This is a genomic window from Roseofilum acuticapitatum BLCC-M154, from assembly GCF_030068475.1.
Taxonomy (GTDB): domain Bacteria; phylum Cyanobacteriota; class Cyanobacteriia; order Cyanobacteriales; family Desertifilaceae; genus Roseofilum; species Roseofilum acuticapitatum.
Genome location: NZ_JAQOSP010000139.1, coordinates 1 through 23,923, shown reverse-complemented (window position 1 = coordinate 23,923; position 23,923 = coordinate 1). Strand labels below are relative to the sequence as shown.

The following is a 23,923-nucleotide window of genomic DNA, read 5'->3' as shown; positions in this document are numbered from 1 at the left end:
TACTCATTAACTAATGACCATGCCTGCTTCAGGTAATTGTCAGACATATGCCTATTTTCTGCCTATTTACTTTTCAAGGTGGGTAAATGGCAGATTTGGCAAGGGTTACAGCCTACGCTATTGCGTTAAGCTAGTTAGGGGATACCAGTTCAATCCTCGTCACGGGCTTATTTATCTGAAGTATATGGTGACTCAGTTTCTACATGCTCAGATAGCCCTCTTCTGTCACTTTCCAAAAAAAGGGGTTCAAACCCTGTTCTTTCCTTAGAGATAAAACTCCGTTTCGCTTCGCGATCGGGGGCTGTAATGACGGAAATTATAACGAATTTCCAAGAGTGACAGAAGAGGGATAACTTTTATCTCATTAATTGCTCGAAAGAGCAATTAATAGAGATGCCCTTTATTGTAGGGGCTAAATCCCTACAAAACCTCACGCCCTAAATAGGGTTGCAGCACTTGCGGAACCGTCACCGCACCGTTGGGTTGCTGATAGTTCTCTAGGATGGCGGCCATGGTACGCCCGATCGCCAATCCCGATCCGTTTAAAGTATGTAAATATTGGGTTCCCTTTTTCTTGGCTTCCCGGAAGCGAATATTCCCCCGTCGCGCTTGAAAATCACCACAGTTGGAACAACTAGAAATCTCCCGATATTTCTCCGAGGAGGGTAACCAGACCTCCAAATCGTAGGTTTTGACGGCGGAAAATCCTAAATCTCCCGTACATAATTCAATCACCCGATAGGGCAATTTCAGCGCTTGCAGCACTGATTCCGCCTGCTGTACCAGGGTTTCTAACTCTTCTGCCGAGGTTTCTGGACGCACAAACTTAAACATCTCCACCTTATTAAACTGGTGTAGACGAATTAACCCCCTTGTATCTCGTCCATAGCTGCCTGCTTCCCGACGAAAACAGGGGGTAAAGGCACAATGATAGAGGGGTAATTCATCACTATTGAGGATTTCATCGCGATAAAGGCTGGTAATGGGGACTTCTGCGGTGGGAGTGAGCCAAAGGTCGTCTTTTTCGCATTTAAAGCTTTCTTCAGCGAATTTGGGTAACTGTCCCGAAGCGGTGAGGGAGTCGCTATTAATCAGGAATGGGGGCATAATTTCGGTATAGCCTGCCTGAATATGGCGATCGAGCATAAATGAAATTAAGGCCCGCTCTAATGCTGCACCTGCTCCCATCAACGTCACAAAGCGACTTTGGGCAATTCGCACAGAGCGCTCAAAATTCAAGATTCCCAGTTGTTCGCCAATTTCCCAATGGGGAATAATATTCGGATTCTGGGGTAAATATTCATCTCCCCAGCGCCGCACCTCCACATTCTCGTCTTCGCTCTTGCCCACTGGGGTAGAATTATCAGGAAGATTGGGTAAGGGTAAGAGTAACTGGGCTAATTGGGCTTTTAGCTCTTTTTCTTGGGGTTCGAGTTGTGCGAGTTCAGCCTTAACCTGGTTCCCTTCTTCCTTGAGTGCTTCGATTTCCGGGGATTGGGGAGAAGTCCCCGATTTGATCATTTGCCCCACCTGTTTGCCAATCTCGTTACTTCTCGCTTGCAGTTGGCTACGTTGGGTTTCCAGATCCCGTTGTTGGCGATCGAGGTTTAAAATAGTCTCAAGGTCATAATCTGGCCCTCGACTGTTCAGTTTGGCTTGAACCTGTTGTGGATTCTCTCGGATTTGTTTAATGTCCAGCACCGGTTTTTCCTGTAAATAACGCTGACCCTACACCGATCAGAATATCATCTTGCTAGTCCGGTATACCCCTATGTTAGATCTCAATGAACGTTTGGCGATTGTCCGTAAAGTGCCTATTTTCCAGGAAATTGAGCATGAGGAAATTTTGGAACACCTGAATGCTGCTTTACTTGAGTTATGGTATCCTGCTGGTCATCTGATTTTGGATGAGGGGCGAAAGGGAGGATTGCTGTATATTCTTTTGTCGGGGAAAGTTGAGGTGATCAAGGATAATGCGGTGTTGGCACAATTGGGTAAGGGCGATTTTTTCGGCGAGATGTCGATTTTTAATGCGGCTCCCCTCTCGGCTTCGGTTCGGGCTGTAGATGAGTGCGAGGTGCTTTTGTTGACTCAGCAGCAGTTGTATGAGGCGATCGAGGTTTCCCCAGGGGTGGCGATTTATATTATCCGTATTTTGTGTAAGCGGGTGAATCAGATGAATCAAGCGTTATCTGAGTTTCAAGGGCAGCGATTGGGGTAGTTTGAAGAGGATGATTGGCTCTTGCACGTCTGTCGGGTTTCGGTGGAAACGATGAAAATAATTGAGGAAATTGCGGCGGTTAAGGGTTGACAAAAAGGAAGTGAGTGCGCGATAATGGGAATGGTGACTAAAAATAATCAAAAAAGAGTGAGAGGCGATCGCAAAAACCAGAACTCCCGTCAAGCGTGAACTTTTGCACCCGATCGCTCGTCTTAAAATCTATAGAAACAATATCTGCACCAGGTCTTCCTGAACTCTGTGAGGATGGGATGAATAGTGAATCAGTTATCAGACTGTAGCTGAGTTTCTATTGAGCTGCCCCGATCGATGGGGTGAAGGAGAAGGTTATCATGTTGAACAATCGCCAAATTGCACCGATCGCAATCCTATTTTGTCTAGGGATGACCTCTCTTGATGGCGATCGCCTTTCATCTCAACCCCCCTTAGAATCTTTTACTACTTCTGAGCAGAGTCAACCGAATCTCATCCAACCCTTAGTCAACCCAGAAGCCAGAGATCAACGAGGCGGACGAGGAGATTGTACCTGGCTAGGATGTTAGTATCAATTAACAATTAACAATTAACAATTAACAATTAACAATTTTCATGTCGGCGACAGCCGAAACAATGGGTCTTGGTTGGGGGCCCAATGTCCCCATTCCCTATTCCCTATTCCCCATTCCCTAGCGCATAGCGCTACACGAACTTATGACCATAGACTTAGGGCGATTTTACCAAGCTTGTAACCCATCCACCCCCTTAGACTTAGGCAATCCCGATAATCGCCGTTATTATATTGACTTCTCCTCTGTACGGGGGGGCAAAATCGTCAAAGCCTTGGGTCGTACCATCATCACCCTATCCCCCGATCGCCCCACCTGCCAACTGTTCACCGGCCATATCGGCTGCGGAAAATCCACCGAACTCTTGCGCTTAAAAGCTCTGCTAGAAGAACAAAACTTTGAGGTCGTCTACTTCGAGTCATCAGAAGACCTGGATATGGGCGATATCGACATTACCGACATTTTACTGGCGATCGCCCGCCAAGTCAGCGAACACCTACAGCAGCGCTCCATCCAACTACAACCGCGCACCTTCAAAACCCTGCTCAAAGATGCCGTAGACTTCCTCCAAACCCCCATCGACCTCAGTGCCGAAGCCTCCATTCCCGGAGTCGGAGACCTCAGCGCCAACACGAGCGGCGAAATGGAATTCTCCCTTCCCCTCGGTATCGCCAAAATCACCGCCAAAACCAGAGAAAGCCAAAAACTGCGCCATCGTCTCCGCAACTATCTCGAACCCCGCACCGCCAGCATTTTAGAAGCCATTAACCAAGAACTCCTACAAGTCGCCACCGAACAACTCAAACGTCAGGGAAAAAAAGGATTAGTCGTCATTGTCGATAACCTTGACCGAGTACACAATCAAGCCGGGCCCACCGGACGACTCTTACCCGAATACCTCTTCATTGACCGAGGGGTACAACTGCGTCAACTCAACTGCCATCTTGTCTATACCCTTCCCCTCTCCCTGATTTTTTCCAGTGAATGCGAAACCCTCAAAAACCGCCTCGGAGGAGGAATTACCCCCAAAGTCTTACCCATGGTTCCCGTCAAAACCCGCACCGGAGAACCCTTTCCCCAAGGCATGGAACTCTTGCAGCAGATGGTCTTAACCCGTGCCTTTCCAGACCAAACCCTAGACCAACAGCAGGCTCATATTTTAGAACTCTTTGACCATCCCGATACCTTAGACCGGCTCTGTCAAGTCAGTGGGGGTCACATGCGAAACCTACTCGGAATGCTGTTTAGTTGTCTGCAACAAGAAGACCCGCCCTTTTCCCGCGATATACTAGAAGCAGTGATTCGAGACCGTCGAGATTATTTAACCACCTCCATTAAAGATGAAGAATGGGAACTCTTATATCGCGTAGTCAATCAGCAAAGCGTCCAGGGAGACTTAGAATACTTGACCCTATTACGCAGTATGTTTGTCTTTGAATATCGAGATTCAGAAGGGTCTTGGTTTGCACTCAACCCCGCCCTATGCGAGCATCAAAAATTCAAACAATGGTTAGCACAAAACAACTCTGGGAAGATTGCGACTTTATAGAAAATGAACGGGCCCTAAACCAGTTGGCGCGAGCCATTACCCTATCTCAAGGACAATTTTCCCTAATTCTGGTACGCTGTAACTATCGACAACTGCGAGACTATCTGTTAAAGCAGCTATCAGAAGTGTTGAAGGAGAGATCGCCCGATTTTCGCCCCTTTAGATGCTTGCAATTATCCCCCGATGTCACCCATCTCTATCGCAGCGTTAAAGCCGATTTAAGCCTGACTCAAAACCCACCCTCTGCACTATTGGTCTTAGGGCTAGAATCGGTCATTAACTTAGAAGAGATCTTAATTTCCACCAACGTAATTCGGGATGAATTTCGCAAACAGCTTAATGGTCCCTTAGTCTTATGGGTCAACGATCGCCTACTCTATCAATTTTTGCAGCTTGCCCCCGACTTTGCCAACTTTGCCGCCAATCCCATCTCCTTCGACCTCACCACCAAAGCGCTCTCGACCCTCATTCTCCAAAAATCCCAAACCTTATTAAATAATCTCTTAAGTCGTGAGCAGAAACAACTGCTCACCTTTCCCCTATCGTTTATTGCTCCCAAACGGGGAGGATGCGGCCAAGATCGAGCCGAGTTAGAATTTGCCCTCTCCACCTTAGAGCGTCGAGAAGCCCTTTTCGATCCAGGTTTAGAAGCGAGGGTAGCCATTCTTTTAGGTCACGATCGACTGATGCAAGGTCAGATTGAAGCCGCGATCGGCTATTATCAAACCGCCTTAACTTACGAACAACAGTTATCCTCTAGTCCCAATTTAGAGCATCAAGGCTTACTGTTATTTTATCTGGGACTCTGTTATTTTTATCCCGCCCAACAAAACCAAGAACAGCAAGCATTATGGGAACAATCTTGGTATTATTTTCATCAAGCTATACAGTGTTTTCAAGACGCTGGACGGCAAGATTTAATGGCACAAATTACGGGACAAGTGAGTGATGTACTGCAACACTTAAAAGCCTGGGAAACCCTGTTAGAGTTTACGCAAACTTCCCTAGATTTACATCAGCAGTATGGCTTACCCCTTCAGTTAGCCCTCGATTATGGTTTTTTAGGCAAACTTGCCCTAAGACAAGAAGAATGGGAAACAGCCCGCGATCGATTCGAGCAATGTTTAGCCATCTTAAATGCAGAAGTAGACCCCAGTGACAGCAAGACTTTCACCCCCTTATCCCAGGGATTATACCCTCTGCTGTGGTCTCAGTTATTTCAATTACAATTCGTTCGAGGTTTGCGTCATCTAAAGCAGTATGAACGAGCAAATCAGAAATTAAGTGAAGCAAAACAGAAGCTAAAAATAGCGATTAAAGAAAGCAATTCTCGCCACGATCCACATCGCTATTTACGCTTATTAGAAGAAGTGCGATCGCTCTATTTCCACGAACAGTGTTATCAAGAAGCCTTTTTACTCAAACAGGAACAGCGCGCAGTCCAATCCCAGTATGGATTACGTCCCTTTGTCGGTGCAGCTCAATTAAGACCGACTCAACAAGCGTTCAATCCCCTCTTTTCTAATCAGATAGAAACCGATACAGAGGTCGGAGGAGTCGCTGAAGCTATCTCTACCTCGAACCGTCAAAAAGATGTGCAAAACCTACTCTATCGAATTAGTCGTTCAGATTATAAAATAACCGTCATTCACGGGCCTTCTGGAGTCGGTAAAAGTTCGATGGTTAGTGCGGGATTAGTCCCGACTTTGCATCGAAAAACCCTAGGCGATCAAATTCCTGTACCCGTAGTCATGCGGGTGTATTCAGATTGGATAATTACCTTCGGTAAAGCTTTAGATGAATCCTTGAAACACTTTCAATTTACTCCTAGTAAACTCTCGGATTATACCCCAGAATGCTATCTGCAAACCTTTGGTAAAATTGCCGATCAAAATGGACTAACGGCACTCATTTTTGACCAATTTGAAGAATTTTTCTTTGTCTGCACTGAACCTGAAAAGCGACAAGTATTTTATCAGTTTTTAGGAAAATGTCTCCATCAAGCGGGGCTAAAAATCATTCTTTCTATTCGGGAAGATTACTTACATCATTTATTGGAAATTGAACAAAGCTTATCCTTAGAGGCGATTGGGTGTAATTTACTGGATAAAAGTAATCGTTATGCATTAGGAAATTTCTCCAAAGCACATACCTTTGAAGTGATCAAAAACTTGACTCGTCACACTCAATTTGAACTTGATGATGACTTAATTGAAGCTTTAGTTGATGATTTATCTAGGGCAACCCATGAAGTTAGACCCATCGAACTCCAAATTGTCGGTTCACAACTTCAAGATCTCAATATTACCACTCTAGAGGAATATCATCAGGTTGGGCCCAAGCATAAATTAGTCGAGAATTTTTTAGAATCAGTGATCAAAGATTGTGGCGAAAAGAATGAGTATCACGCACGGAAAGTCGTTTACACATTTACCGATGACGAAAAGAATCGTCCCTTAAAAACCAAATCAGAAATCTTAGCCCAAATGGGTTCAGATCTTTCTGCGGAAACCCTAAAATTAATTTTAGATATTTTTTGTGGTTCGGGTCTGATTTATCCAATTCCTGAACAACCCGAACCCCGCTATCAGTTAATTCATGATTATTTGGTTGAATTTATCCAAACTCAGAAAAAACATGCGATTAATCAGGAGCGGTCAATTCTTCAGAACCAAAACGCAGAAAACCAGAAACAAATCGACCAGTTACTCCATCAAAATGTAGAGATTTCTCAATTGGTTCAAGAGCGTTATGAACTGCTAGAAAATGAATTAGCTGATTATATTTCCAATCCTCAAAATCATGCTATTTCTGACTCTGAAGCCCTAAGTCAAGAAAAACAACGGCTCTCAGAAGGTCAATTTGTTCTAGAGACATTACAAAAAGAGAATAAATTATGGAGATTATTAAAGCAAGCCAGAGATAAAGAGAAAAAGAGCGAAAAACAGCGCAAGATTATCTTAAACTCCCTGTTGGTTGGTGCGGGTTGTTTCATTGTTGGTTTAACCGGATTTTCCTGGAATGGAGTGATTAATCAGATTAAAACATTAGGCACATCTTCTGAGGCTTTAGTGGGACTGAATAAGGAAATTGAAGGCTTAACTACGGGACTGAAAGCAGGAGGGCACATTAAAACCACACCATTTGTCCCTAAATCGGTGTCCGAAACCATTGAAAAAACCTTATCCTATGCGGTTTACAAAATTAGCGAAGAAAATCGCTTAGAGGGCCATAAAGATGGAGTTTATGCGGCTACTTTTAGCCCCGATGGTCAATTGATTGCTACCGCAGGGGAAGACCGCACAATTCGCATCTGGGATGAGCAAGGAAAACCCTATTTTACGATTCCGGGCCATAGTGATATTATTACCAGTTTAGTGTTTCTGCCAGAGGGTTGGTTAGCCTCTGGCAGTTGGGATCATACGATTAAATTGTGGAATTTAGGCAAGTTTCCTGATTTGGCCGCAGTAACTCGCTCAGATCGGATAGAATATGTGGAATTAAAGGGCCATACTGACCAAATTATTGACCTAGCTGCAAATCAAGATCTAGAGAATCCTTTAATTGCTTCTGCCAGTCGCGATAAAACGGTGATAATCTGGAATAAAGATGGCTCAGAGGTAGTGAGTTTACCCCATAATTCTTCAGTTTTAAGTGTGGTGTTTTCTCCCGATGGTCAGTGGGTGGCGACGGCGAGTTTAGAGCGTAAAATTCGCTTTTGGCGCTTGGATGGAACGCTCGTGAAAACGTTTATGACTGAGCAAGAAGTGTATGGGATGAGTTGGTCGCCCAGGGGATTGTTGGCGGTTGCCGGTCAGGTGATTGAAAAGCAAACAGGTCAGCGAAAAGGAACGGTTAGTTTTTGGACTGAAGAAGGGTTGATTACTGAAATTGAAGCCCATGACGATACAGTTTTGGATGTACGATTTAGTGCGGATGGTGAACAGTTTGTAACGGCCAGTAAGGATAAGACGATTAAGATTTGGAGCGGGTTGGATGGGAGTTTACAAAAAACGTTAATTGGTCATACCCATTGGGTTCCAAAAGTGGCGTTTAGTCTGGATGGAAGTCGCATGGTTTCGGCTAGTTTGGATAAGTCGGCGAAGGTGTGGCGCTTGAATAATGCTCTGATGGAGGTTTGGGAGGGGGAGGGGTCGCTCAATGGGGTAAGTGTGAGTGCTGATGGGAGGAAAATTGCTACTATTGGCGATAATGGTAGGGTTACGTTATGGCAGCCGGATGGGACGGTGCTAAAGTCCTGGAAAGGTCATCAGGGACAGGTTTGGGGTGTTACATTTACACCAGATAGCCAGGAGTTAATCACCGCAGGGGACGATCGCCAAGTGAAGATTTGGAACCTGAAGGGAGAGTTGTTGCAAACCCTGGAGGGTCATCGGGATGTGGTTCTCAGTGTGAGAGTGAGTCCAGATGGTAAAACAATTGCTTCTGGAAGTAAGGATTATACGGTGAATTTATGGCGCAGAGATGGTACATTATTAAAAACACTGGTTACGGATAATTCTGCCATTAATTGGGTCAGTTTTAGCCCAGATGGTCGGCTGGTGGCTGCTGCCAGCGATGAGGGACGGGTAAAATTATGGCGCACGGATGGCACTCAGGTGGGCACTCTCCGCCATCGAGCGGGAGTTTGGGGGGTAACATTTTCTCCAGATGGTCAGGCGATCGCCACCGCTAGTTATGATAGCCGCGTCAAACTCTGGAACCGGCAAGGGCAACTTTTAAGTGAACCCCTAGAACATGAGGGCAATACGGTCACCAGTGTTGTTTTTAGCCCAGACGGAGAACAATTAGCCTCCGCTAGTGATAATACCATTCGCCTGTGGCGCAAAGACGGAACCTTACTGCATGTACTGACGGCTAGTTCCCATCGTTCCATTAATGGACTGAGTTTCACCTCCGATGGCAAAACGCTGATTTCCGTCGGTGGAGATGGACGGGTTACCCTATGGCATTTAGAACAGTTGGAACTCGACCAGTTGTTAGAAACGGGGTGTGAATGGTTAGAGGGATATTTGGAGAATAATCCCACAGGTCAAGAAGAGAAGCTGGCTGTGTGTGATTGAAGAGTAATACAGTGATCAAACAGAGACTTGTACTTTCTCTTGTACCTGGAGAGATTGCTGAACCTGAACAAAAGCGTCATAAATCGCAACTTCTGATTGCACAGCTTCAAAGCTCACTACTAAACAATAAGGTACAGTCGCATCTTCATTCTGATTCCAACCCGGATGTGCAACTACAGCAATACAGAATCCCTCACGTAAGTTATAGGACTTTACTATTGCCCAGTCTTTCTGAATCGTTCCATTACTTCTTGATATTTTCTTAACTATACCATCAATTCCTTTCGGTCTCTTCTTTCCCTGAGAATCAGGTTTGAATTGCTTTTTTCCTAGTGTCCACTGAAATCCATCTGCACCTTTTTCTACATCCTCTCCAGCTTTATATTCTTTAATAACTTTTTCCAGAAACCGATCCGGATCTTCTCCTCGGTTACTACATCTCCAATCTAACCAAGTTGATAAATACTTGCGACGATGCCGACGAGTTCGACGAGGTTCAGCCACATAAGACAAAGTGATTTCAACCAGAAAATCAAAGTCTTCATCCGGTCTTAGAAACATCTCTGGAATCTGAACTTGATAAACTCTAACTCCTTTAGCGCTAATCTTCTCATTCCCTTGAGTGATTAATGTTATACGATTGGGAGTATTCTCTAGAGCGCGATCAAGATTAGGGATACCATAACCCATTGTCCGAATCCCTTGATAGAGTTTTTCTTTTGATTCATTTGTCCAGTCCGGTAAACGTGCTGATTGAACAATTAAAGCACGATAAAGTAAAGCACTCTCTTGAGGAAATTCTGCGGCTAGAGCAGCAGCAATGTGAGAGACTTTAGGCACGGCAAATGAAGTCCCCACAGCATCAGCACTAACTGGTTTACCTCCATTGCGGGTTGAACGTACTAGCTCAGGACAAACACCTTCTGGTGTGGAAAAATTTGGTGAAATTGCTGAGTCAGTAACATAATCTCCACCATACTCAACAACTTCAGGTTTAATCGTGTCCCAAATTCCTAATCCCGTACAAGAGAAAGCAGAAGGATGATCTTTTTCTGCCATTGACCGCAAATTGGAATCTTTATAAGTCACATGAGCAACAGAGCCAACAGTTAAAGCCTGGAAACTTTGAGCAGGATTGGCAATCCTTGCAGATTTCTCCAATAAATAATCTGGGTAATATTGTCCCTTTTGAAGATGATAATCAATAGATGGTCGGGTTATAAAGTCTGTTTTAGGATTTAGGTTGCCTGCTGCTACTATAAGTAGAATATCTCCTTCTTTCTCCCAAGTAAGCTTATCTATCGTAGCAGCCCAAGCAGACATAGATTGTGTTCTGCAAGGACGAATCGCGGCAATAGAGTGATTAAAAATTCTAGTGCTGAACCGATCGTAATAGTATGCAACAATCTCTTCTAAAACTTTCGGAGGAAATAGATCTCTAGGTAACTGGTTATCCCGATTGAGAATTCTGGCGTTTTGAAGCCAACATATAGCTTGTTGGTAATCCATTTTAGGTACTCCACGAGGATAAAGAATTGCACCAGCAACTCTCGTTCCATGTCCACCATATTCAACATAATCAACTGTTGTATCCAATTCTTTAGGAACCCATGACTTGGAATGATGGGAATTAATGGCAGCTTTTAGTAGAGGATGGAGTTCTTGAATACCACTATCAATCACACAGACTTTAGGTGCATTTTGATCGGGTGCTTCTAGAGTAAATACTTTTGGATCGGATTCAGAATCACTAGATATTACTGAAGGAACACTCGGTTCATCAGGTTCACTAACATCAAAAATATAGGGAAAATTGAAAACTAGATCCTTTAAACCTTTGCCGCTAATTCTTATTCGACAGGAAAAACTATCTGAAAATGGTATACTCTTTAATATGTCTCCACGGTATTGTCTAATGAATGAATCAAGTTTTTGTTCGCGATCCCAATGTAAATTATCGAACTCTTGCTCAGATAAATGATTCTTGTCTAGCCACTTTGTTATGCCTTTTTTAAAGGTTTCATCACTTTTATATTGTTTTCTATTTGGATACCTTGAATATTGCTCTTGAACCTTAATACAAGAAATCCCCACATCTACAATGTACTCTTGTTGCTCACGAAGATTCTCCCACTCAGCTTGAAGACTATCAGAAAGAATATATTCTGGACGTTTAGTTCCTTCTAATATGTCCCAAATTTCTGGAACTTTGCCGACATGCTTTTCAGCCTCAATAAAGTTATCGATCTTTTTCCTCAGTTCTGATAACTCTGTATCTGCTGATGCACCAATGATATACCCTTGCTCTAAGTCAGCAACTACTTCAATACCAAAGCTTTTGAGATCTTCAGCATTAAAACTATCAGGATCGACTTCTAAGATAAAGGAAACTGCGTCTGGTAGTTTGGGTTTGCCCTCTTGCTCACGTTTCTTCTGCTCTTCTTGCCAATGGGTTGTGATGAAATCAATCGAAGATTTTAGCTTTCTACTATGTCCTCCAGCATTCCCTTGATTTCTCAACGTAATATCAGATTTTTTACCCCCACCAAAAAGCTTCGCATTTCCTTCTCGGACTAGACGTAGTGAAAGATGAGGATATTGCTTTGGTCGATCAGACATGAGAAACTAAAATCTCTTGAATTGACTCTTCTAGATGTTCTTGAATAACTAGCTCTTCTCGATCTAATATGGCTCGTTTAGCTGCATTTTGTCCAACCTTCACAACTTGTGCTGCTGAAAAGTCGATCATTTGTTGTACAATCGAACTCCAATTAATCGAACCTAGCGATACTGAGTAAAGAGTTTGTTTAAGGATGGCTTCAATTTCTAACTCTGTTGGTTTAGGAACTTCAATTACATCATCGAATCGCCGCCATACCGCTTCATCCAAAAATTTAGTTAGATTAGTTGCAGCAACCAGTAAGCCATTGGAGGCTTCATACTCATCAAGTAACTGAAGGAAAGTATTGACCACTCGCTTAATCTCCCCAACATCCTGGCTATCTTCACGAGATTTAGCCAGTGCATCGCACTCATCAATAAATAGCAAGCAAGGAGATGCAGCAGTAATTTCAAATACCTCACGTAAGTTAGTGGCTGTTTCTCCTAAGTAGGAAGAGACCATGGCATCAAAGCGTACTTTAACCAGAGTTAACCCAGTGTTCCAAGCAATACGCTCGGCTCCCATAGTTTTACCACAGCCTGGCGAGCCATAAAGTAAAATTTTTTGACGATAGCGCAAACCGTGATGAGCCAAACGCTCGCGAGCAGCATATTCCCTTTCAATTCGGCGAAACCGATTTTCTACAATCTCTGAAAGGATCATATGATGTCGCAGTGCTTCACGAGGTATTGTAACAATAAATGGATGGTTAAATCGGTGTTTACTCGATAATCGGGTCAGCGATCGCATATTCTCTGGTTTCGAGAACACAGGGTTTGAGGTTGTAGGAATTTCCCGATGGGCATCCGTCGCTAAATTTTTGGGTTTGGAAGGGGGAGTGCTTTTTTGGATAATACCTTCTAGCTGTTCAGCAAGTCTTGTGTGGCCTAGTTTTCGCTCTTCTTCAACGATAATCGACAGCATACTCTGTGTGGCCTGTGAATCTTCACTGGCAACAGCACGAAATAAACGTTTTAGCACTTCTCCCTTCATCTTGTGCTGGGTCACCCGAAAGCGTTGGCTTCAGTCCTACAATACCGAGACTCTGCTGAAATGTTAAGAAAACTTCACAAAAAGAGAACTTTCTGGTTTAGTCTGAACGTAGCTCTCTCAAAAGTCGTGAAGTTGATTTTTTATTCAATTATAGCTTAATTTATGTGAGTTTGGGATAACCTGAAACCCTAATGCTGTTGCTATAAAATAGGATCATCTCTTGGCTCACTGTCCCCCATTCTTCTATTATGGTTTCAGTTCATCCCCAAATTGAGTATCCAGAAAGCGACGGGTTACCCTTGGCTGACAATACGATCCAATTTCGCTACATTACCACCATTCAAGGCGGCTTAGATGCTCTGTATAGCAATGACCCGGATGTGTTTATTGCTGGAGACTTGCTCTGGTATCCCGTAGAAGGAGATAATGTGACTCGTGTAGCTCCGGATGTAATGGTGGCATTCGGTAGGCCTAAAGGCGATCGCCGCTCCTATCGGCAATGGGAAGAAAATAACATTGCTCCCCAAGTGGTCTTTGAAATTGCTTCACCGAGTAACACGCTCAAAGAATTAGAAGACAAAAAACTGAAGTTTTATACCCGTTACGGAGTCCAGGAATATTACCTGTTTGACCCAGATCGAAGCCAGCTAAAAGGATGGATACGTCAGAAACAGGGGAATGTAGTGCCGATAGCATCCATGCAAAATTGGGTGAGTCCCCTGTTAAATGTGCGGTTTGTGCTGGCAGAGGCGGGAGAATTGCAACTGTATAGTCCGAGTGGAGAGCGGTTTGCGACTTATGTGGAGGCGATCGCACGGGTCGAAAATACGCTGCTAGAACTCGAACAAAAGCAGGAAGAGATTGAGCAACTCAAGCAGGCCCAGCGTCAGGCGATCGCCCCATTAGCAGCTATGGGACTCGATGCAGAGGCGATCGCCCAAATCCTATCCTTATCCGTAGAAACAGTACAAGATTATTTGCAATAGACCATCCTAACTCTATTCAAGCCAGATTCACATCCGCAAACGTCGGTGCTAAAGCTTGAGAAAGTCTCGCCAACCAATCCGTCCCTTCCCCTTCAATCCAAGGATATTCTACGGTAAAATTCTCCCAATCTAAATCATAGGTTTCCATCAGTAACGGAAAACCCGCTTCCCAGTCAACCCGTTGAAGCTTGGCAAAGTCTTGCCAGTCAGGACTCGATCGCAACACCTGATAGAGTAAATCAAAGGGTAATGTAGTTCGTTCTGCCAGCAAAACCGCATCATACAAGTCTTTACCTTGGGGATAACGGTCAGTTTCTAGCCACAGTAATTTCCAGGCTAAGGATAGTGCGGGAGTCGCTGACCAAACTAGAGCTTGATCCCCTTCTATCAAGGAAAGGGAGGTGGGGATTGGTTCATCTAAAAGCGTTTCCCGAAATGTCACATCCATTTGTACAACTCCACCAGGCAAATCTTCGACTGTCCAAGGAAAAACAATCCGTCGTCCTTCTACCCGTTCGTAAGTCCAAATTTCATCCCGACGAATTTGGTCAACTTGAATCGTTGCTAACCCAGTTTTCGGCTGATCTGAAACCATTTGAATTAACTCATCAAATAGGCCTTTAGCCAGAGGATCTTCAGGACTGATGCTGTCCGGTCTAAATACAAAATCCATATCTCCCGGTTCCCTCGCGACTTCTCCTAGCAAGGCTTTGAGCAAAAGGCTACCCCGCAATACTAAATGTTGATTCCAGGAAGAACGACTAATCCAAACTAACAGATGATTCATTACTTCTCGACGTGCTTTGAACCACCGATCTTTAAGGACTGGATCGGCAAAAATAGGGTCGCCTAAACGGAAAGCATGGCAAAACTGTAATAAGGCTGGATCGAAAACCTTGGGTTGTTGAATATTGTTTTCGGTTTCGGTGTTAGTAGGATAGGTGTTTGGGTAACTGTTCATAGATTCTCCAACAGGATATAAAATTTAGTGAATCCAATCGCGATCGAGTTCAAAATTGCTGTCATAGACGACAAATTCCTGTTCAATATCGAGGATAGGGATATTTAAATCGGCGATCGCCTGCAACAGGTGCTTCAGTTGTTCCTCTGCTTCCTGACGACCTACCCCTCGACAGCGTTGGGTAACAAATCGCTCCTGATAACTATCCTGGCGCATCTTTAATGCATTACGTGAAAGATGGGCACAATAGGGTTCAACCCTTTCTATCAATGGATTCAGAGATGTTAGGGGCGGGAGCAATACTTTAATGTGATGCTCAAAATACTGGTATTTTGTGTAATTAAGTATATCAGTAGTACCCTGGGGAACACTGGGATGATCGGCTGCCACCTCGGTCTTAATGCGAACAATGGTAAACCCTTCTACTTGTAATACCTGACACAGCTCTTGTACCCGATCGAGTTCATCGCTCAACCGCCCCTCTCCCCATCGGGTTAACATGGGTTGAGAGGGTGTAAAGCCTCGGTCTAAAAGGATATGAAGACATTTGAGACCTTGATGAGCGCTCCATTGACGCAGTTTCTCAATCTCTTCTAAGTCCTTGACGCTAACGGTAATATGAGTTTCAAATGGCCCAGTAAACTGCATGAATGGTAAATTAGGCGATCGTTTTTTTGGAAGACAGGCGAACCCATTACCCTTTATTGTAGTACAAAAGCTCGAAAGATCTACATTTGTAATACAAAAATTCTGCTGCTTCATTGAATGATATCAAGTCTGGTTCATGGGAAAAGAGAAGCGGGCAAGATGCCCGCACTCCTGAAATTCCTTGGTATTACTGGAGTGGGAGCGTCTCGCTCCCTAAATTTTTGGCGTTTAACCGGACTTGGTACTACAATTGCCTTTGTAGTATATATTAATTATACTATCAGGTAATTTACTGAGTTAAAATTTCGCTGAGGCGATCGCAGGCTTCCCTAATTTTTGCCACACTGCCGGGATTGATCAAACCATAATAATCAACAGTATATATGCGATCGTTTGTAGTTGCTTGCAGATTACTCCAGAACGCATCCTTTTGAAACTTTTCTAGAATACCTTGTTGCCCTGGATCGACAATTAAAATAATTTCCGGATTTTCCTGTAAAATCGTTTCTGCTGATAGGGTAACATAACCCCCAAAAGGGCTATCTCCCTGTTCATTAGCCGCCAAGTTTTCAGCCTTAAACTGTTTCACAAAATCCCCAGCCCAACTGTCTTTATTAGGAGATAAAATGGGCTGACGACTGACTAAAACCAATAGAGATTTGCCCTGACTGGGTGCTTGGCTTAAACAAGCGTCATACTCTTGTAATAGCTCTTGGGGGTTGGCTCCGAGACGCAGGGCTAAATCTTCCGTAATTTGAGTTAGGGATGACCAGCTATTGACCTCAACTAAAAGAGTCGTAATACCCAATTCTTCTAAACGTTGAGCCACCTGATCGTGAAACCCCCTCGCTCCTAGAACTAAATCGGGTTTGAGGGCCACAATTTTCTCTAAATTGGGAGGGGTGCGATCGGTGCTGACTTGGGCTAATTCTGCAAATCGTCCATCATCTTTTAATAAACTGCTACCGGGAATTCCCACCAGCTTGTCCCTAGAGAGATGTTCAGTGAGATCGGCCGTTAAAGAAGAGAGGGCAACCACCCGTTGTACAGTGAGTTGGGAGTCTGGGATGTTGCCTTGAGAAAGATCGCTTTGAGGAGGAACAGAACAAGCGAAGAGGATGAAAGAAATGCCGACAATGAGAGTCTGTTTTAAGCGCTGAATCATGGTTTATCTTGCTAGGAGTTAAGGGTTTTCGGTTAACGGGATGCGATCGGAAATCGGACAGATCTGAATCCCTACTGGAGTGTCTAAAACTAAGACTTCGACATCAAAGACGGCTGCCATATTTTCCGGGGTGAGAATGGTGTGAGCATCCCCGATACTAAAAAGCTGACCTTGACGTAAGAGGGCTAGGCGATCGCTATATCGAGCGGCTAAGTTAATGTCATGCAACACTGTAATAATGGATAATTGTTGCTTTTGATTGAGATATTTGAGTAAATCCAGCAATTGAAGCTGAAAATGGATGTCTAGATAGGTTGTCGGTTCATCGAGCAAGAGAACTTTGGGATTTTGAGCCAAAGCCAAGGCTAGAAAGACTCGTTGTTTTTCTCCTCCCGACAACTGGCTAACCAGGCGATCGCGAAATTGAATCACTCCAGTTTCCTCCATCGCTTCTTCTACTTTCTGCCTTCCCTGAGCATCAAGTTCCCATTCCCACCAGTTTTGATAAGGAGCGCGTCCTAAACTAACCAATTGCTCGACCGTTAAACCGGGGGGAATCGTCTGCTGTTGGGGTAAAATTGCCAGTTGACGGGCGACCTCTTGAATCGATTGACGATGGATGCTTTTTCCATCCAGTAAGACTACACCCTGTTGAGGTTCAAGGATACGACTCATCAAGCGCAGAAGGGTCGATTTTCCCGAACCATTTGCCCCCAACAAACTTAACCATTCCCCTGGCTGCAAGGCTAAATGGATATCTTGGACAATCGGGGTTTTGCCATAGCCTCCGGAGAGATGTTGAGCTTCGAGGGGCATCCTATACGCCTCCAAGACTTGAGCGACGATAGAGAAGCCAGATAAACACAGGAGAACCCAAGAAAGCGGTAACAATACCGACAGGCAGTTCTACGGAACCGAGGCGAGAGAGTAAGTCAGCGAAGGCGAGAACCAGTGCGCCCCCCAATGCAGAGAAGGGAATCACCACTCGATAATCTGTGCCCACCAGAAAGCGTACACCATGGGGGACAATTAGACCCACAAAGCCGATTAAACCGGCAATACTGACGGCTCCCGCAGCCAGAAGAGCGGCTGTGATGCCAATTAGGGAGCGGGCGCGTATTGGGGAAATCCCTAATCCTATGGATAAATCATCACCGAGATTGAGCAAATTAATCCAGGAGGAGAGGAAACAGGCGATCGCCAACGCCACGAAAATATAAGGCCCGGCGATCGCCACTTCTTGCCATCCTCGACCATTTAAACTGCCCACCAACCAAGTCAGAGCCGCTTGCACCCGTCCATCCTCCGTCGTCAGGAGCAAGGCAGACTGAATCGCTCCAAATAAAGCACTGACGGCTACCCCACCAAGAATCAGACGTTCTACAGAAAGGGTAGAACCTTGGCGAGCCAGCACATAAACCAAAAGAGTCGTACCGACAGCGCCCAGCCAAGCGCCCAGGGGAACCCACAATTGCAGAACTCCGAGACTGAGCATCGCCACAGCCACCAATCCCGCTCCGGCTGAAATCCCCAACAGAAAAGGACTGGCTAAACCATTGCGAAGCATTCCCTGCATCAGCGCCCCAGATGCACCCAGGGCTGAACCCACCACCAGAGCAGCAATAACACGGGGTAGGCGCAAATCCCAGATAATCACCTGATTGACCGTACTGCCTTGATGTAAAATCGCTGCCCACAGTTCTGATGGACTCATGTTGACGCTTCCCTGAGACAGGGACAAGGCAATCACCCCAACTAATCCGAGCGTCACGAGAACGGCCGCAGAGCCGATACGATGATTAGAGAAGGGTTTGGGAGATGGCTGAGAAATTTTGATTGGAGAGGAACCCATCAATTTGTATAAAATGACCGATTCTTTATTATAAAGCATAATAAGAAACCGGGTTTCTTCAAGAAACCCGGTTTCTGTCTTGCCCAATAATCCCAACATTGAGGATTTAGAAATTCATTTCTGCTGCTTGAACTTTCTCGATTTGTTTCTTCTTCAGAACGAGGAAGATTTGAGTGATCATAATCAGCACCAAGAACGCAATCATACCTTGAATGCGAGTGGCATCTTGGAGAACAATTTCCGTATCAATTTGGCCAAAACCGCCCACATTGGGATTATTGGTTAAGGCTTGTCCGGCGGCTACTTCGTCGCCTTCAGAAACGATTAATTCGGGGCCAGCCTGAATACTCTCAACAACAGCCTCTCCATCGCTTGGTTGAATGGTGACTTCATAACCGCCATATTCGAGTTCACTAATACTGGCGATCTCTCCAGCGACAGAAGCAGAAACCACGGTATTATTGCTATTGTTTCCGGCGGGATAGACTTGACCGCGCCCCCGGTTGCCACCGACATGAATGGCAAATTTACCATAATTAATGGAACTATCGGTTTTGGGATCGGGAGAGAGAACGGGGAAGACGATTTCTTGATGGTCATCACCGGGAATGGGGCCAACCAAAATTACATTTTCTTGGTCTGCACTGTAGGTTTGAAAATAAAGGCCTTCGGTTTCTTCTTTGAGTTCTTCAGAGAGCCGATCTTCAGGCGCAATTTTAAATCCTTCAGGCAGCATTAAGACTGCACCGACATTGAGACCGCCTTTCGAGCCATCTCCTAAGACTTGTTGTACGCTGGTGTCATAGGGGATATTGACGACGGCTTTGAATACGGTGTCGGGGAGGACGGAGTGGGGAACTTCCACTTCTGTGGGTTTTGCTCCGAGGTGACAGTTGGCGCAAACAATGCGGCCGGTGGCTTCACGGGGAGTGATAGGAGCGGTTTCTTGGGCCCAAAAGGGGTAGGCCGCTGCGGGTTGGGGGTTAATGAGATCGGAGGCTACAAAGATAGATATAGCGGCGATCGCCACTAAAACAAACCTGCGACAGGTTGCTAAGACAGAACGGTATTTCATCAGTTATGAACAGGATGTAGACTTTATAAATTCAGCGCTTAAAGTGGGGATTTAAGTCCACCAGGGATCTTCATTGGTGCGGAAGTCGGTTTCTTCCCAGTTGCTCAGAACCACTTTATCGTCAGTGACATCAGCATGGGCCAGAGCCAAAGATAGGGGAGCTGGCCCGCGAACCACTTTACCTTCCGCGTTGTACTGGGAACCATGGCAAGGGCAGATAAACTTGTTTTCACTCGCATTCCAAGGCACAACGCAACCCAAGTGGGTACACACTGCATTGAGTCCGTAGCTGGCTAAGGTTTTGTCTTGTTGGACGACTAAATAGGTGGGGTCGCCTTTGAGTCCTTGGACGAGGGAGCGATCGCCTGCGGAATGACTGGCTAAATACTCACTGGCAATGACATCATTACCGGCCGCATCCTTAGCTGTTGTCCCGCCTCCAGCACCACCACTCGAAGGAGGAATAAAATAGTTGACAACCGGATAAAGAGCGCCTAGAGCCACTCCGGTTGCGGAACCAAAGGTTAAGAGGTTCATAAATTGCCGCCGTCCCATATTGGGGACATCCGCCGATCCAGAAACTTGAGTCATCAGTTGTTTTGTTAATCGATTCACTAACGGTATATTGTAGGGGCGAACGGCCGTTCGCCCCTACACCATGTCGGTTTCTCATTTGAAAACGCTATATGAGAGCATTATTACATTTTTTAACACCCCTTAGCGGTGAGTTTTGCATAATTTGCCAGCTTGAGGATCGGGAGCAGAAGAATGACCGCAGAAGAGTTACAACAATTGTTACGGGACAAATGGGGACGTTCTTACGATGTGCAAATCCGGAGAAGCCAGGGAAAAATCTTGGTGCAAATTATGTGGAAATATTTGGAACAAGCGTCCTTCCCTTGGTCTAGCGAGGAGTATCTGGCCCATCTGAGTCGGATTGCCCTCTATTTGCAAGACTGGGGCGCTACGGAGCAATTTCGGTCTTATGTTGAACAGACGAGCGATCGCCCCCGTTTGGGAAAAGCCTTGACGTTGATCCTCGATTTGGGGGATCGGTCTTCTGAATGGATTTTAGAGGACTCATAATCCCTTTAGAGAACTTTTGTAAGGTTGTGTGAAGTTTTACGGATTAATTGCTCTAAGCCATCCTAAATCACAATACAACAGGGTAAGAGAGTGATATTAACCTGACTTTAAGAACATGACCATAAAAACTCCTACACCAAAACCGGAAACCCAAACCCGCACTCGCATTTTGGAAGCGGCCCAACATTTGTTTGCTCGCAAAGGCTATGATGGCACAACAACGAGGGATCTAGCTCAAGCGGCGGGGGTGGCGGAAGGGACTCTATTTCGACATTTTAGTAATAAGAAGGCGATTTTGTTGGAAATTGCTACCCAAGGCTGGATTGAGATTTTGACGGATCTGCTTACGGAGTTAAGCGAGATGGGCAGTTTTCGGGATATTGCCCAGGTGATGCGACGACGGATGATGAGTTTACATCGCAATGCCGATCGCATGAGAGTCTGTTTTATGGAGGCTCAGTTTCATCCAGAATTGCGCGATCGCATTCAAGCCGACGTGATCGATAAAATGACGGATGTGGCGGAAGCATTCTTTCAAACCGCTATGGATCGGGGGGTTTATCGCCAAATGAATCCTAAAATTGTGGCTCAGGTGTTTTTGGGCATGTTTGTCGTTGCCGGGTTTAGCGATAAAACGATTATTGAACCAGATGCTTCTCCCCAGTCCATGCGCGAAATGGCCGAAGGCATGGCGGATATTTTTCTGCATGGTGTCTTGACGAAGTAGGTTGAGGTTGGACAGATCGCCAATGTACAGATATCAGTGAACCTGCTCCTAATCATTACTCATTACCCAACTCGGTTGCCTCTATTTCCGATAGGATCTATGAAGAAGAGAACACCTTAATAATGTTGGGAGACATAGAACATAATGGATTTGGTCACGCTCCAGAATAGCCTAGATAATCTAAGCTTTGCCGTCCTCTTGGTGACGATGTTACTGTATTGGTCGGGGATAGCCTTTCCCAAAATCCCCTATTTAGCGACCCTGGGAACGGCAGGGATGGCGATCGCCAATTTATCCATCGCCTCCCTACTCGGCGCTCGTTGGATCGAAGCGGGATATTTTCCCCTCAGTAACCTCTACGAATCTCTATTTTTCATCGCTTGGGGACTTACTGCCACCCATCTGTTGGCGGAATACCTCAGCCGCTCCCGGTGGGTAGGTGCAGTCACTTCCCCGGTTGCCATGGGGATTACCGCCTTTGCTGCTCTGTCTTTACCCGGTGAAATGCAGGTCGCTGAACCCCTGGTTCCGGCGCTTCAGTCCAACTGGCTGATGATGCATGTGAGCGTTATGCTTCTGAGCTATGCCTGTTTGATGGTGGGTTCCCTGTTGGCGATCGCCTTTTTAATCGTCACACGGGGTCAAGCGGTTACCCTCACCGGTAGCTCCTACGGCAATAGCAACCGTCGCCAAACCCCCCTAAATAAGCTGCAAACGGTCTCTGACATACCCTCTGTTCAGTTCACCAGCAATGGCAGTAGCGGCAACATTGCCACCCCCACCCTAGAGCGGATCAGCCTGGAAACCACCCCCACTTGGTCGCCGGAAACCCTCAGCCTAGCCCAAATTTTGGACAATATCAGCTATCGGATGATTGGTTTAGGTTTTCCCCTGCTCACCATCGGCATTATTGCCGGAGGAGTCTGGGCGAATGAAGCTTGGGGGTCATACTGGAGTTGGGACCCCAAAGAAACCTGGGCCCTAATCACCTGGCTGGTTTTCGCTGCCTATCTCCATGCTCGCATTACCAAAGGTTGGCAAGGTCGCCGTCCCGCTATTCTCGCGGCTGCCGGGTTCTGTGTGGTCTGGGTGTGCTATATGGGTGTGAATCTGTTGGGCAAAGGGTTGCATTCCTATGGCTGGTTCTTCTAAACCAGATTGGACAGATTTACATGCTAGGTTTCAGGCTACGTTGCGATCGCGGCCCCACCTGCTGCCCCCCCATGCCTCTCTGTTGGTCGCCGTGTCCGGAGGTCAAGATTCTCTTTGCCTCCTGAAACTGCTCCTAGACTTGCAACCTAAGTGGGGATGGCAGTTAGGGGTAGCCCACTGCGACCATCAAATGCGATCGGATTCGGCAGCCAACGCCCAGCAGGTCTCAGACCTGGCTGGGCATTGGAGCATCCAGTTTTATCAAAAAACTGCCAATCGCCCCCTTCAAGGGGAATCTGCCGCCCGCTCCTGGCGTTATTCTGCCCTGATAGCACTGGCTGAAATTCATGGATTTTCCAGGGTGGTGACGGGACATACGAAAAGCGATCGCGCCGAAACCCTATTGCATAACTTGATTCGCGGTAGTGGACTCGATGGACTCGCAGCCCTCAGTTGGCAGCGTCCCCTCACGGAAACGGTGCAATTGGTGCGGCCGATGTTGGAAATTGGGCGATCGCAAACCGCCCAATTTTGCCAACAGTTCCAGCTCCCCATCTGGGAAGATCCCACCAATCAAGACACCCGCTATACTCGCAACCAGATCCGATTGCACCTTATCCCCGCCCTAGAAACCATTAATCCCCAAGTTCAAACCCATCTAGCAACAACCGCCGAACTCCTACAAGCTGATGTTGAGTATCTTGAATCTTTGGCCAGCCATCTTTATACCCAAGTTACCCAACCCGACCTACCGAAACTGAACCGTAAACTGCTCACCGATGCGCCTCTCTCCCTACAACGGCGAGTCATCCGCCAATTTCTGCTCCGATGGCTCCCCCATGCCCCCAACTTCGCCCAAGTAGAAAAAGTAACCCAATTGATCGACGCACCTAACCGCTCCCAAACCGATCCCTTTCCCGGTGGCAGTCTTGCCCACGTTCAGCATCCATGGATTGAATTGAAACTGTAGTTTTTGATCCCCCTAAATCCCCCTTAAAAAGGGGAACTTTCCTATTCCCCCCTTTTTAAGTGGGGCAAGGGGGGATCTTTTCCTACTGTCCACCGATACAGCGCAAAGCGCTGTAATATCAAGTCCGCTTAATTTGTTAAGAAGCGGGCAAGATGCCCGCACTCCTCGAATTCTTTGATCTGACTGGAGTGGGAGCATCTTGCTCCCTGGATTTTTAATTAGGGTATTT

19 protein-coding genes are annotated in these 23,923 nt (G+C 45.8%); 9 read left to right on the top strand and 10 right to left on the bottom strand.

The genetic code is table 11. From position 1 onward, the window contains the following. Positions 1 to 420: 420 nt before the first annotated feature. The gene (serS, locus tag PMG71_RS21665) at positions 421 to 1,701 is read right to left on the bottom strand and encodes a serine--tRNA ligase (RefSeq protein WP_283755818.1); all 1,281 of its coding nucleotides are present in this window, start codon (positions 1,699 to 1,701) and stop codon (positions 421 to 423) included. Between the two features lie 70 nt (positions 1,702 to 1,771). Between serS and PMG71_RS21660 the strand changes: the two genes are divergently transcribed. The 4 genes from PMG71_RS21660 to PMG71_RS21645 all read left to right on the top strand — a co-directional run bounded on the left by PMG71_RS21660 (position 1,772) and on the right by PMG71_RS21645 (position 9,417). Beyond that, the gene (locus PMG71_RS21660; protein ID WP_283755817.1) at positions 1,772 to 2,221 is read left to right on the top strand and encodes a Crp/Fnr family transcriptional regulator; all 450 of its coding nucleotides are present in this window, start codon (positions 1,772 to 1,774) and stop codon (positions 2,219 to 2,221) included. A 350-nt stretch (positions 2,222 to 2,571) separates the two neighbouring features. Further along, positions 2,572 to 2,781, top strand: a complete 210-nt coding sequence (locus PMG71_RS21655; protein ID WP_283755816.1) for a hypothetical protein — start codon at positions 2,572 to 2,574, stop codon at positions 2,779 to 2,781. Between the two features lie 148 nt (positions 2,782 to 2,929). Continuing rightward, positions 2,930 to 4,333: a P-loop NTPase fold protein gene (locus PMG71_RS21650; protein WP_283755815.1), complete on the top strand. Its 1,404-nt coding sequence runs from the start codon at positions 2,930 to 2,932 to the stop codon at positions 4,331 to 4,333. After that, a complete protein-coding gene (locus PMG71_RS21645; protein ID WP_283755814.1) occupies positions 4,291 to 9,417 on the top strand; it encodes an nSTAND1 domain-containing NTPase in 5,127 nt (1,708 codons plus the stop codon). Before PMG71_RS21650 ends, PMG71_RS21645 begins: the two co-directional genes overlap by 43 nt. A 15-nt stretch (positions 9,418 to 9,432) precedes the next feature. On the opposite strand, the gene PMG71_RS21640 is transcribed toward PMG71_RS21645, so the two are convergent. Then, complete coding sequence (locus PMG71_RS21640; protein ID WP_283755813.1) at positions 9,433 to 12,036, bottom strand: S8 family peptidase; 2,604 nt, start codon at positions 12,034 to 12,036, stop codon at positions 9,433 to 9,435. Further along, entirely contained in the window at positions 12,029 to 13,072 is a 1,044-nt protein-coding gene (locus PMG71_RS21635; RefSeq protein ID WP_347179365.1) for an ATP-binding protein, read from the bottom strand. The genes PMG71_RS21640 and PMG71_RS21635 overlap by 8 nt, the downstream gene beginning before the upstream one ends. Positions 13,073 to 13,320: 248 nt before the next feature. Here PMG71_RS21635 and PMG71_RS21630 point away from each other — a divergent pair, with 248 nt between their 5' ends. After that, on the top strand, positions 13,321 to 14,058 hold the full coding sequence (locus tag PMG71_RS21630) for a Uma2 family endonuclease (RefSeq protein ID WP_283755811.1): 738 nt from the start codon (positions 13,321 to 13,323) through the stop codon (positions 14,056 to 14,058). A 16-nt stretch (positions 14,059 to 14,074) separates the two neighbouring features. On the opposite strand, the gene PMG71_RS21625 is transcribed toward PMG71_RS21630, so the two are convergent. From PMG71_RS21625 to petC, 7 genes are all read right to left on the bottom strand, one after another. Next, positions 14,075 to 15,019: a nucleotidyl transferase AbiEii/AbiGii toxin family protein gene (locus PMG71_RS21625; protein WP_283755810.1), complete on the bottom strand. Its 945-nt coding sequence runs from the start codon at positions 15,017 to 15,019 to the stop codon at positions 14,075 to 14,077. 24 nt (positions 15,020 to 15,043) lie between these two features. Then, positions 15,044 to 15,667: a hypothetical protein gene (locus tag PMG71_RS21620; RefSeq protein WP_283755809.1), complete on the bottom strand. Its 624-nt coding sequence runs from the start codon at positions 15,665 to 15,667 to the stop codon at positions 15,044 to 15,046. Between the two features lie 289 nt (positions 15,668 to 15,956). After that, positions 15,957 to 16,832 (bottom strand): ABC transporter substrate-binding protein, encoded by an 876-nt coding sequence (locus PMG71_RS21615; RefSeq protein ID WP_283755808.1) that lies wholly within the window; start codon positions 16,830 to 16,832, stop codon positions 15,957 to 15,959. A gap of 18 nt (positions 16,833 to 16,850) precedes the next feature. Next, positions 16,851 to 17,648: an ABC transporter ATP-binding protein gene (locus tag PMG71_RS21610; protein ID WP_283755807.1), complete on the bottom strand. Its 798-nt coding sequence runs from the start codon at positions 17,646 to 17,648 to the stop codon at positions 16,851 to 16,853. Position 17,649: 1 nt separating this feature from the next. Then, complete coding sequence (locus PMG71_RS21605; RefSeq protein ID WP_283755806.1) at positions 17,650 to 18,684, bottom strand: FecCD family ABC transporter permease; 1,035 nt, start codon at positions 18,682 to 18,684, stop codon at positions 17,650 to 17,652. A gap of 106 nt (positions 18,685 to 18,790) precedes the next feature. Further along, positions 18,791 to 19,759 (bottom strand): cytochrome f, encoded by a 969-nt coding sequence (gene petA, locus PMG71_RS21600; protein WP_283755805.1) that lies wholly within the window; start codon positions 19,757 to 19,759, stop codon positions 18,791 to 18,793. Between the two features lie 51 nt (positions 19,760 to 19,810). After that, a complete protein-coding gene (gene petC / locus PMG71_RS21595) occupies positions 19,811 to 20,350 on the bottom strand; it encodes a cytochrome b6-f complex iron-sulfur subunit (RefSeq protein WP_283755804.1) in 540 nt (179 codons plus the stop codon). Positions 20,351 to 20,527: 177 nt separating this feature from the next. Here petC and PMG71_RS21590 point away from each other — a divergent pair, with 177 nt between their 5' ends. From PMG71_RS21590 to tilS, 4 genes are all read left to right on the top strand, one after another. Beyond that, positions 20,528 to 20,845: a DUF3067 family protein gene (locus PMG71_RS21590; RefSeq protein WP_283755803.1), complete on the top strand. Its 318-nt coding sequence runs from the start codon at positions 20,528 to 20,530 to the stop codon at positions 20,843 to 20,845. Between the two features lie 115 nt (positions 20,846 to 20,960). Next, entirely contained in the window at positions 20,961 to 21,572 is a 612-nt protein-coding gene (locus PMG71_RS21585) for a TetR/AcrR family transcriptional regulator (protein ID WP_283755802.1), read from the top strand. 144 nt (positions 21,573 to 21,716) lie between these two features. After that, a complete protein-coding gene (ccsB, locus tag PMG71_RS21580) occupies positions 21,717 to 22,724 on the top strand; it encodes a c-type cytochrome biogenesis protein CcsB (protein WP_283755801.1) in 1,008 nt (335 codons plus the stop codon). Continuing rightward, on the top strand, positions 22,708 to 23,694 hold the full coding sequence (tilS, locus tag PMG71_RS21575; protein ID WP_283755800.1) for a tRNA lysidine(34) synthetase TilS: 987 nt from the start codon (positions 22,708 to 22,710) through the stop codon (positions 23,692 to 23,694). Before ccsB ends, tilS begins: the two co-directional genes overlap by 17 nt. The last annotated feature ends 229 nt before the right edge of the window (positions 23,695 to 23,923 follow it).